The sequence below is a fragment of the Halomonas qinghailakensis genome (assembly GCF_025820815.1).
In the GTDB taxonomy this organism is placed as follows: domain Bacteria; phylum Pseudomonadota; class Gammaproteobacteria; order Pseudomonadales; family Halomonadaceae; genus Vreelandella; species Vreelandella qaidamensis.
The window spans coordinates 1,230,749-1,242,194 of record NZ_CP096973.1; the positions used below are offsets into that span (position 1 = coordinate 1,230,749).

The 11,446-nt window shown below is 51.5% G+C and carries 10 protein-coding genes and 1 tRNA gene; 3 read left to right on the forward strand and 8 right to left on the reverse strand.

Annotation, left to right across the window (positions count from 1 at the left end; all coding sequences use genetic code 11):
- Positions 1–69: 69 nt before the first annotated feature.
- The gene (gene phbB / locus M0220_RS05735; protein ID WP_030074446.1) at positions 70–816 is read right to left on the reverse strand and encodes an acetoacetyl-CoA reductase; all 747 of its coding nucleotides are present in this window, start codon (positions 814–816) and stop codon (positions 70–72) included.
- A gap of 276 nt (positions 817–1,092) precedes the next feature.
- Between phbB and M0220_RS05740 the strand changes: the two genes are divergently transcribed.
- The 3 genes from M0220_RS05740 to M0220_RS05750 all read left to right on the forward strand — a co-directional run bounded on the left by M0220_RS05740 (position 1,093) and on the right by M0220_RS05750 (position 3,604).
- Positions 1,093–1,169 (forward strand) — tRNA-Met (locus M0220_RS05740).
- Between the two features lie 558 nt (positions 1,170–1,727).
- On the forward strand, positions 1,728–2,018 hold the full coding sequence (locus tag M0220_RS05745; RefSeq protein WP_264018924.1) for a lysozyme inhibitor LprI family protein: 291 nt from the start codon (positions 1,728–1,730) through the stop codon (positions 2,016–2,018).
- A gap of 395 nt (positions 2,019–2,413) precedes the next feature.
- Entirely contained in the window at positions 2,414–3,604 is a 1,191-nt protein-coding gene (locus M0220_RS05750; protein ID WP_264018925.1) for a GGDEF domain-containing protein, read from the forward strand.
- A 49-nt stretch (positions 3,605–3,653) separates the two neighbouring features.
- On the opposite strand, the gene M0220_RS05755 is transcribed toward M0220_RS05750, so the two are convergent.
- The 7 genes from M0220_RS05755 to narI form a co-directional block, all read right to left on the reverse strand.
- On the reverse strand, positions 3,654–6,149 hold the full coding sequence (locus tag M0220_RS05755) for a bifunctional diguanylate cyclase/phosphodiesterase (protein WP_264018926.1): 2,496 nt from the start codon (positions 6,147–6,149) through the stop codon (positions 3,654–3,656).
- A gap of 432 nt (positions 6,150–6,581) precedes the next feature.
- Entirely contained in the window at positions 6,582–7,571 is a 990-nt protein-coding gene (gene moaA / locus M0220_RS05760; protein ID WP_264018927.1) for a GTP 3',8-cyclase MoaA, read from the reverse strand.
- The gene (locus tag M0220_RS05765; RefSeq protein WP_030074536.1) at positions 7,568–7,975 is read right to left on the reverse strand and encodes a putative zinc-binding protein; all 408 of its coding nucleotides are present in this window, start codon (positions 7,973–7,975) and stop codon (positions 7,568–7,570) included. Before M0220_RS05765 ends, moaA begins: the two co-directional genes overlap by 4 nt.
- A 57-nt stretch (positions 7,976–8,032) precedes the next feature.
- The gene (locus M0220_RS05770) at positions 8,033–9,295 is read right to left on the reverse strand and encodes a molybdopterin molybdotransferase MoeA (protein WP_264018928.1); all 1,263 of its coding nucleotides are present in this window, start codon (positions 9,293–9,295) and stop codon (positions 8,033–8,035) included.
- The gene (moaB, locus tag M0220_RS05775) at positions 9,292–9,864 is read right to left on the reverse strand and encodes a molybdenum cofactor biosynthesis protein B (RefSeq protein ID WP_030074542.1); all 573 of its coding nucleotides are present in this window, start codon (positions 9,862–9,864) and stop codon (positions 9,292–9,294) included. The genes M0220_RS05770 and moaB overlap by 4 nt, the downstream gene beginning before the upstream one ends.
- Positions 9,865–9,884: 20 nt before the next feature.
- Positions 9,885–10,706, reverse strand: a complete 822-nt coding sequence (locus M0220_RS05780; RefSeq protein ID WP_030074544.1) for a peptidylprolyl isomerase — start codon at positions 10,704–10,706, stop codon at positions 9,885–9,887.
- 40 nt (positions 10,707–10,746) lie between these two features.
- Positions 10,747–11,439 carry a respiratory nitrate reductase subunit gamma gene (gene narI / locus M0220_RS05785; protein ID WP_030074546.1) on the reverse strand — a complete coding sequence of 231 codons (693 nt, stop codon included), beginning with the start codon at positions 11,437–11,439 and terminating at the stop codon, positions 10,747–10,749.
- Positions 11,440–11,446: the final 7 nt, after the last annotated feature.

The window sequence follows — 11,446 nt, forward strand, 5'->3', positions numbered from 1 at the left end:
CGGGAGGCGATCAGCCTCCCCTTTAAATACAACTCTTGTGAAGAAAACAGCGTCATAGCCCAGGGCGGTTTAGCCCATGAATTGACCACCGTTAATGTCAATATTAGCGCCGGTAATAAAGCCAGACTCTTTATCTGCCAGGAACGTTACCAGCCGACCGATTTCCTCTGGCGTGCCATAACGCTTCACTGGAATGGTTTCACGAATGGCTTCACGCACCTGCTCAGGAATTTTCATAATCATATCGGTCGCAATATAACCAGGCGATACCGTATTGACGGTAATGCCTTTGGTTGCAGTTTCTTGCGCCAACGACATGGTTAACCCATGCATGCCCGCTTTAGCAGCTGCATAGTTCACCTGCCCAAACTGACCTTTACGCCCATTTATAGAAGAAATATTGATGATGCGCCCATAACCTTGCTCCAGCATCATCTCAATCACACTGCGGCATGTATTGAAGACGCTATTAAGGTTGGTATCAATTACTTGATGCCACTGCTCATAGGACATCTTCTTCATAGTTCCATCACGAGTAATACCAGCACAGTTGACCAACACACTGATCGGCCCATGCTTTTCATGAATCTCGCGGGCGCCTTCCAAGCAGGCATTATGGTCGGAAAGATCAACACCCGATAACGCAATGTTGTCATAACCGGCGGCTTTCTGAGCTTCCAGCCAGGTTTTGGCTTTTTCGGGATTATGATATCCCGCCACCACCAAATAACCCGCATCCGCCAACGAATGACAAATTGACGTTCCGATTCCACCAGTTCCACCGGTTACCCAGGCGACGGGGACTTGATTAGCCATTGACTACCTCCCTGACATGACGAAAAGCTTGGACACTGAGCACTAGCGTGGTGTCACAAACCCTTCTAAATAAGCGCCGTAGCGCTTTAGTATTCACAGCGCATCGTATTGTTAATATGACGACACACTGACAGTAAGCTTTTTTTTATCCCTATTGGAAGCATAGCTTTACTATGACAATGTTGCAGCACGATGAAAGTCGCAAGCAAGCATAGAAGCGTTTTATGCATGGGGTTGACTTCGCGCCAAATATGCGTAGAATACGCAGCACGTTGATGCGGGGTGGAGCAGTCTGGTAGCTCGTCGGGCTCATAACCCGAAGGTCATCGGTTCAAATCCGGTCCCCGCTACCAATATTTTGAAAGGCAGATCAGTTACTTACTGATCTGCCTTTTTCGTGTTTGTTTGCCTGCTAATTCCCCGCGACACATTTGTGACGAGCATGCAATACATTAGCTTTCTCTATTTTATGAACAATTTCTTCTAACGACCGTCAGGCGATTTATTCCCCACCCCATTTTATTCCCCACCCCATTCATTTTTCTTTTTTGCCCTAAAGCTGCGCCGATGGCGTGCCTGTTGATCACTAAACTATGCACCAGCCTCAAAATAACTATGTACCAGCCTCAGAATAATTGGCTATTTTAATAATAGAAGCTGTGGGATTAATCCAGCCGACGTCTTTCACTGAACCGTCGTCCGCAGCAAAGCGCTGAGCCTTTCATTCCTCAAGCGTCTTGTGGCTGTTAAAGATAACGCTCTCTTCTAGCCATAAACACACTCCATCATCAAAAGAGATAAATAGTGCTATGCAATGTCTAGACATCCGTCGCCCCCTACTCATCGCGACACTACTACTAGTGAGCACTGTCGCAGTCAGTAACGAAAAATCGCACTCGTATGAGGTGTGTATGCAGCAAGCCATTAGCACGCTCGATATGGTCACCTGCATATCGAACGAATATGAGCATCAAGATCAGAGGCTCAATGACAACTACCAGCAGCTTCGTCGCCAGTTGAGCAGTGAACGGCGCGACCAGTTGCTCACCGCCCAACGGGCATGGATTACATACAAAGAAGCTAATTGTGGTTTCTATGCCGACCCAGAAGGAGGAACAATGGCACGCATCAGCGCCAATTCATGCTTGCTCAACGAAACTACCCAACGAGCGGATGAACTGGAAAATTTGATGCGCCCCTAACAAGCCAGACTTACCTAGGCCTCTTCTTCAAATCTTAAGTAATTCATTAAACGTACTTTTTCTATGCCACACCTAACAATGTGAGGGCATAAAGATCGTTCTAGTGGTTACCAATAACTTTATACAAACCAATCACACTTTTTCATCGCTTTATCTCATAGGCATAGAGCCGAGTTTCACCACCAAATGATTGCCAGGAGCTACACTGGGGTCAGGGGCTGTCACTATTTTGGGGAAACCATGAAACCAACCACTGAAATACTGTTATTTCCCGATGGAAGCAGGTTAATTTAGACGAAGCAGCAAATTACCATAGACGGTTTCAGACGACCCCTTATCAGCAAAACGCGGGGCGAATTCTGAAGAAATCGCTTTCTATAAAGGGAGTCCGAGCCTTGGCATCAAGACCGACGCCAGATCAAGTACATTGGCTGACTGGCCAGTTTTGCGAAGATAGCAAAGAAGTAACTTACCAAAGATCCATCACCTCAAGGGTACAGTTTGAAGCCTGCCTTTCATTAATTGTTGCAGCCTGTATCTTTGGTATGTTTTCTATCTCTGACTACAGCCTGCTTGGCTTAACCAAAGAATATTATCTGTTGGTCGCCATGCGGTGTGTGGTGGTGGTTTTATGCCTGTCGCTGGCTTTAATCATTTATCGTTGGGGAGGTTATGCAGACAGCGCTTGGTTACACGCTTTACCACTATGGGTATTGGCAACAGGCATTATTTTAATCGTTCCCTTACGTCCCGATAGCCTGTCTACTCAGACAACAGCGGTGGTAGTAGCTACCATGGCTTTCTATCTCTTAATTCCCAATTTGCTGAAAGTAGTAACACTTGCAAGCCTCTATTTAAGTGCAGGCTTTATCGTCTCTGCGGTGTTATTTGCAGACATCACACCCATGACCACGCTTCGTATCGCACTTTTGCTGATTATGGCCAATGCGGTGGGCTTCTTTGCTCTACTGCGCTTAGAGAGCCTCCAGCGCAAGCAGTTTTCGCTACTTCACGAAGAGCGCCATCAAAACTGCAAGTTGCTCAAGGAAATAGCCCACCGAAAATCCCTGGAAACCCAGTTGCGCACACTCGCTGAGCGCGATGCTTTAACGGGACTCAATAATAGAGGCCATTTTATTAAGCTAGCTACCGCGTTGTTACACCGCTCGCAACATGAAAACATGCCGTTCAGTCTCTTCATGATCGACGTCGATCATTTCAAAAAGATCAACGATACCTGGGGCCACAGCCATGGCGACTGGGTACTGACTAAAATTGCAGAAGTGTGCTCGCAGTCTCTTCGCCCTATGGATGTGATCGGGCGCTTCGGGGGTGAAGAATTTGTGATGGCCTTACCCAACACAGGACCTGAGGATGCTCAAATGGTGGCGGAGCAATTAAAAAAGCAGGTTGCCGAGCTACCGCTAAAGGAAGGTATGAGTGAACTGTGCTTGAGCATCACCATTGGTATTGCAGTGGCGCATAACGAAAAGACCACACTTGAGTCGCTGATCAAACAGGCAGATCAAATGCTTTACGTCGGCAAGCGAGATGGCAGAAACAAAGTGGTCATGTTTCAAATCTAAGAGTAAAGCGCTACACAGAAAAAACATTAGTAAACAAGCTTCAAGAACACTAATCTAAAAAGCGGGTTAGCGGGCGCGTTAATGTATTTGTAAATACATCCACAGGAGTGGGACGGCCGAATAGAAAACCCTGATAAACATGACACCCCAAGTTGGCTAGCACTAAGCGCTGATCTTCTGTTTCTACACCTTCTGCAATTACTCCCAACCCTAGGCTTTCTGCCAATGTAATTATCGTCCCAGCAATTGGTCTCGCCTGCCTATTAAGGGTTAAATCCCTGACAAAAGCGATATCGATTTTCAGCGTATCCAGCGGTAGAAGTTTTAGATAAGAGAGTGATGAGTATCCCGTGCCAAAGTCATCTAATGCAAAGCTGACACCCATGCGCTGTAGCTGCTGCATTTTATTGATCGTCCCCTCTGGGTCAATCAGCAGGAGCGACTCGGTCAACTCCAGCGTTAACCGCGCTGGTGGCGCATCATATTGCTCGATGATAGATAACACCTGGTCAGTAAAGTCAGGCTGCTGGAATTGGCGCGCGCTAACATTCAATGAAAGCTTCAAGTGCTGTAATTGCGCGTCTTGATGCCATTTGCCTAGCAAGCGGCAGCCCTCTTTCAGCACCCACTCTCCTAGGGGCAAGATCAGTCCGGTCTCCTCGGCCAACGCGATAAAATGACCGGGTGACACCAACCCCCGCTGAGGGTGTTGCCACCGCAGCAAGGCCTCGGCCCCAATGACGTCATGCTGACCGTTCACTTGCGGCTGTAGATGCAGACATAACTCATCATTCTCGATTGCAAAACGTAACTCACGCTCCATCATCAGACGCTCTTCAAGTTCTCGCTCCTGCTCCGCACGAAAGAACTGCGGCTGACTGTCACGAAGACGTTTCGCTACCAGGAGAGCAAGATCTGCTCGCTTAAACAGGGGGGCGCTGCCCTCACGCTTAACGGGGTTAAAAATCAGTACACCTACATTAAGCTTACAAGGGTAGGTATGCCCCTGTAGGTCATAGTCGGCGGTCAACGAGGCCAGCACCTTATCTATTAGAGAGCAGACTTCACTCTGGGCGATAGCGCCATCGTTGGTTGAACATGCCCCCAATAAAGCAAACTCGTTACCATCTAACCGCGCGGCGTATAGCCCCTTCTCTGCCCACTGCTGAAGTCGCTTGCTCAATTGACGCAGCAACTCATCACCAATATCTTGGCCTAAACTGTCATTCAGCAGTTTAAAGCGGTCAATATCCAGCAGCGCTAAAAATGCTTGTTGATGAACGGCTTTTTCAGCAGCACCAAGCTCTTCAATCCGCGCCTGCAAAGCTCGCCTGTTGGGCAGTTCTGTCAGCATGTCATGGTAGGCAAGATAGCGTATACGCTGCTCTGCCTGTTGCTCTTCTGAGCGGTCGCTAAGAAGCGCCACATAATCACGCTCATTGCTATCAGCATAGTTCACACACGTAACGCTCAGCCAAGCGGGAAACCCTAGACCATTAGCCCGTATCGCCTTAATCATCCCACTCCATTCGCCATGCTTCTCAAGCGCTTGGCGAATCTCCACGTTCAGTGTTTGACTATCTTGAGCGTAGTTAAGATGCGCAATTGATGCTCCTACCAACTGATTAGTAGTACTACCTACCAACCGCTCGAAGGCTGCATTACACAAGCGTACGCGTGCCCGGTTATCAAGCAAAACGACGCTATCTTGAAGGGCAGATATTACCTCTAGCAGCCGCGTTTGCGTCATATATTCATGGCGCTGACTAGCATGCAGACGGCGCTGAACCCCGGTTGCTACCAGGGTGAGTAGTGCGGTTAATACCGCCACGACACCGATAAGATAAATAAGCCACCGAGAGTGCGAGTGCATGGGCAACACTAAGACACGGCCATCCGGTACGTACCAAGCAGCTTGCATGGCTACGTAGTGCATTCCGCTCACTGCAATAGAGACACAAAGCGCTGCAATGAAAGCGCAGCGCCTTGAACGCTGTATGCCCCACTCCTGCTGGCAAAGCCTGTATACATAGACGCTTGCCATACCCAACACAACCGCAACAAGTAGTGATATTAAGAAGAGATTCAAAGAGTAATACAGCTCGGCCGGCATGCGCATCGCAGCCATGCCGCTATAATGCATCGCCCCAATACCCATCCCTAACCCCACCCCCGCCAACCATAAAGAATGATGGGAAGGTGCAGGACGAGAAAGCACCACCATAGCACTCAGGCTACCTAAAATAGCGGGTAGTATCGAAAGTAGAGTAGCTACTGGCGCATGAGTCACTGGAAAATCAAGCTGATAGGCGTGCATACCAATAAAGTGCATGCTCCAGACGCCTAACCCCATGGCACTGGCACCTGCAAACAGCCATACGCTACGCCAAAGTGAATGAGTCACCTTGCGTACCAGTTTGATGGTATCCAAACCTGCATAAGATGCCGCCAATGCGACTAACCATGAAATAAAAACAAGCAGAATATCGTGCTTGCCCTGAATGGCATTGAGCGCTTGGGGATCAGACAAAACATTGAATAGCATGAATAAGCTGACTGCCCGTTTATTTTTATAGTAATAATTAATATCAACGTTATTAATTCTGGTGATGCGTAATAAACAGCATTAACGTCGATCGCTGTACAAGCAAGCCGCTTTCGTCCCACCTAAGCTGCCGTAGATATAAATGACACTACCATGTATACGCAACTAAAACGCCTATTAACTGATCTTGCCCAGTAACAGGGCACCTTAACAACTTAACGAATTGAAATAGCAAAATTTTTATGAAAAACCACTCTAAAGTATAATATTGTTAGCACTCTAAACAGGAGCAGTCGAATCAAGCGTCATGAAGGGCTGACAAGGAAGGGCGGAGACGTTGCGGTGAGTAGCGGGTTAGCACACAGGAAAGCGGGTTAGCACACAGGAAAGCGGGTTAGCACACAAGGAAGATGGAAGGCGGGCCAGGCGACCCTAGCCACCGGTGGCATTCATAAATCTCACTATTTGAACGTCACCATCAGTCGTAAAGTGATGACGCTCAGGCTTCTTCGTCATCGCCGCCACAATGGTCGCTTTTAGGCGCTGGGTGTCGCCCGGATAGCGGCGCATGATGGCGCGCAAGTCTACCGAGTGCTCATTACCTAAGCAAAGCAGCAGACGCCCTTCCGCTGTCACCCGCACCCGATTACAGGTGCCACAAAAATTATGGCTATGGGGAGAAATAAACCCAATGCGCGACGAACTACCCGGCATGCGATAGTAACGGGAGGGCCCCAGGGTCGTTTCAGTGGTCGGCAGGAGCGGGTAGTGCTGTTCGATCGTCTCGCGTACTACATCGCTGGAAAGATAGGTTTCGCCGCGATGATGCTCGCTAATTGCGCCCAGCGACATCTCCTCAATAAAGCTAATATCCACTTCTTCATCACGTGCGAAATTGACGAGATCTAGAATTTCATCGTCATTGCGCCCCTTCAGCAATACGGCATTGAGCTTGATGGATCTGAACCCTGCCTCGCGGGCTGCTCGGATACCGTCGATGACGTGGTTCAGATTTCCCGTCCGGGTTAACGCCTTAAAGCGCTCGGGTTTGAGTGAGTCGAGGCTGATGTTGACCCGATCGAGCCCACCTTGGCGCAACGCTCCAGCATGTTTTACCAGCCCTGAACCGTTGGTGGTCATGGCTAGCTCATGCAAGCCTTCAAGCTCGCCCAGCTTTTCGACTAGTGTGAGTATGCCCTTACGTACCAGTGGCTCCCCCCCGGTTAGGCGGATTTTCTCTACCCCCAGCTCGACAAACGCTTGAGAAAGGGTCGCTAACTCCTCCAGGGTGAGCAGTTTGGCACGGGGTAGAAAGGTCATCTCCTCCGCCATACAATAAACGCAGCGAAAGTCACAGCGATCAGTCACCGATAGGCGAAGATAGCTTACCGTGCGGCCAAACCCATCGACTAACGTACTCATTTTTTAGGCTCCTCTACGTGGGCGTTGGCATTAACGGGGAACCGAGCAATCAGTGCTTGCACCTCTGCGGTGACGTCGTCGATTATTTGCTCGTCATAAAACTGGCCGCGTCGCTTGCGAAGGCCACTCTCGTAAAGCTTCACATGTTTGGTGGGCGACACCCCTGCATTCGCCAGACAATGGCTAGCGCAGTGCATCTGACAGCCATCAATCGCTATGATCGGTCGTCCACTTTGGGCAGTTCGTACAAGACCGGGCACCCCGCCGCCAACGCCTGCAATGCAGGACATTTCCGCTTCCCCCGCATGATCAAGGCGCAGTGCAACACTATTGGCCAGTTGCGCAACATCAGAGCAGCCAGAGCAGGCATAGACCAAGGTGCGCGGTTTTTGACGTAACGACATGCCCTCTCCTTGAATAAGCAAGCAAACAACCTCAGCCGCCGCAGACGGTAGCAAAGCTCACGCGGCGAACTGATTAATGGGGTAATAGTGGTAGGTACTCCCTTCCGTTACCTCTGTGTCGGGGTTAATCATCAGATAGCCGTCGGCTTGGCTGGCGGCAGTGAGCATATGCGACCCCTGCCCACCCGCTAATGTCGCGACAGGTTCCCCGCTACTACCGTCCACCACCACGCGCAATAACTCGCACCGCCCCCGGGGGCCGCGCTGGGCAAAACCGGCTTTTATTGGGTAACACTGCAACGCCGCTACTTTTCTGCCCTGCATGGCGTGAACAAACGGTAATGCCAATAGTTGCCAACCAACCAACGAAGCGACGGGATTGCCAGGTAACGCGATTAGTGGGGTAGCTGCTAAAGGATCGGCACCTAAATAGCCAAACGCAAAGGGCTTGCCTGGCTTCATCGCGACACCATGAAAATGCAGCCCACCACGCTGTTCGATAACGGGCCGAACGTGGTCTTCTTCGCCTACCGACACTCCCCCCGTACACATCAGCACGTCTGCAGCGTGCTGTGCATCATCAAACGCCTGATGTAGCGGCGCGGGCGAATCCGCAATGACGCCAAGATCAATTACCTCACACTGCGCCTGCGCTAGCAGTGCCTTGAGCATTGCCCGGTTGCTGTCGAAGACCTGCCCAGGCGATCGTCGGGCACCAGGGGCGATCAGCTCATCGCCGGTGGAGAGTAGTGCCACACGCAAACGTCGTTTAACAGTAACGTCACTTATTCCGTGACTTGCCAACAGCGCAATCGATGCCGGGGTGAGGTACTCGCCTACTGCCAGTAGCAGGTCACCCTCACGGGTTTCTTCGCCCTGGCGGCGAATATTAGCGCCCATAGCCAACGTGCCTTCGATATGAATATGCCCGTGATGATCAAGCGTGACGCGCTCCTGCGGCACCACAACATCGGCACCAACGGGTACCGGTGCACCGGTAAAGATACGCGCGCAGCCGCCTTGGGAAAGCAACATCACGCCTGCCCCGGCCGGTACGCGCTGAACAATGGGCAACCCTTCCCCCTGGCGAGCCGATGGGTAGTCAGCCAAGCGCAGCGCATAACCATCCATCGCGCTATTGTCGACCCCAGGCATATCAAGAGGCGCAACGACTGCCTCAGCAAGCACGCGCCCTGGCGCCTGTTCAAGAGAAACCGTTTCTACGCCGTTAAGTGGCGTAGCAGCGTCAATAAGCCGCTGGCGTGCTTCAAAGAGCGCTAACAATCCTGGCGTTACGATGTCGCCACACTGACAGTTCATACGCGCTCCGCCTCATTATGCGTAGCATGACGGCTGCTACATGGCGTCGCTAAAGGTAGGACCATCGCGGCAAAGTTGCAGGGCCGAGTACGGGAATCCAATTGCAATGAGATAATTTTATCCCACGCCATAGCGCACGCTTTAGGTGAGCCAGGCATCGCAAATATCAGCGTTTGATTGGCAACGCCTGCGACCGCCCGCGATTGGATGGTGGCCGTTCCTATCGTCTGCAAAGAGAAATGCCGAAACAGCTCGCCATATCCGTCAATGGCTTTATCAAACAGCGGCGTCAGCGCTTCTGGGGTGGTATCCCTGGGGGTGAAGCCAGTGCCGCCGTTAACCAGGATTACCTGGGTGTCAGCCCTTGCGATCCACTCCGACACTACCGCGCGAACCTGATAAATATCGTCAGGTACGATGCGCCGTTCCATTAAGTTGTGGCCACATTCACTCAGGTGCGCAGCCAGCAAATCGCCGCTGCCATCCTCGTCAAACCCGCGGGTATCAGAAATTGTTAGCACCGAGATGTTAAGCGGGCTAAAAAGGGCATCGACAGGCACATGGGACATCACACTCTCCTCTTGCTTTTCTATTGCATCAAACTGCCGCCGGCATCGTCATCCAGAACAATGCCTTCGACGCCGATCTCGCTTTCCAACGCCAGCAAATAGTGGCGTAACGCCCGTCGGGTCGCCTGCTCACGCAAACTATGACGTACCCGGTCAGCCACCTGCTCAAACGGTAACGCTCGCCCTTCACGCCGCTCGTCGATACTGACAACGTGCCAGCCATAACGGGAAGCTAAGGGGCGCTCGTGAAGCCCTTCGGGTAAGTGTTGTAAAGCTCGGTCCAGTTCTGGGACGGTCTGCCCCGTCACCAGCCAGCCCAAGTCGCCATCCATCTCTTTCGAGGGGCACGCGGAGTGGTGTTGGGCAAACTCAGCAAAACGTTCTGGGATCTCCGTGAGTTGTTTAATCAGCTTCTCACCCAGCTGGCAGGCATCGTCGCGCCCTTGTGAATCATCGGGCGCCGCTGCCAGCAGAATATGCCTAACGCGCAGCTGGGATGGTTCGCTAAAGCGCTCACGATGGGTATCAAAGAAGCGTCGGCAATCGGCCTCTTCCGGTTCAGGAACCGGTAGCTCCTGTTCAAGCAAGGCAGCCATCGCAGCGTCTTCTTGAGCTTCTGCGTGGTCTTCAGCTGACAGCAAACCTCGTTCAATAGCGCGTTGGCGCAGCAATTCTTTAACCACCAGGGCACGGGCAGCCTGAACCTGGGCCTCCCCCGCCGTATCGGCGGGGTGGTACTGCATTTCTAACGCTATCGTTTCTTCATCGATAGCGACGTTGCCGACACGCACCGGCGGTGGGGTAACGCCCCCCGGTAGCTGTTCAATATCAATCATCTGCATATTGTTTCTCCTCTACGCCTGGGCAAACACAGGCCAGTTTTCAGCCGCGACGGCGAACCAGCTGGTACCGACGGGTGATATAACCGAACGGCACGCTCCAGACGTGAACCAGACGGGTGAAGGGGAAGAGCAGGATGATGGTCAGGCCCACGAAGATATGCAGCTTGTAGATCCAAGAGACCTCTTCCATATAGCTGGCAGCGCCGCCGCCGAAGAAGACGATTGCCTGGGCCCAGCTGGCTAGCGTGACCATCATTTCACCGTCCATATGGCCCAACGAGAAGAAAATGGTGACCATGCCTAATGACGCCTGGAAAACAATCAGCCCCAGGATGGCGGTATCCATCACACTGGAAGAGGCGCGCACCCGAGCATTAGCGATACGGCGATACAGCAACATAGCGCCTCCCACTACACACATGGCGCCGGCAATACCACCGATCACAATGGCCAGCAGTTGCTTAGTGCCAGCATGAAGGAAAGGCTCGTAGACCCAATGCGGCGTCAGCATGCCGACCAAATGGCCGAAGAAGATGACGATGATGCCGATATGGAACAGGTTGCTAGCCAGACGCATGTTTTTTGATGACAGCATTTGGCTAGAACCGGTCTTCCACGTGAACTGACCATGGTCGTAGCGCATTAGGCTGCCGATCAAAAACACCGTACCCACCAGATAAGGGTAGTAACCGTAGATTAGGTGATTTAGATAAAGCGCAATCGCGTCTAACATGATGATT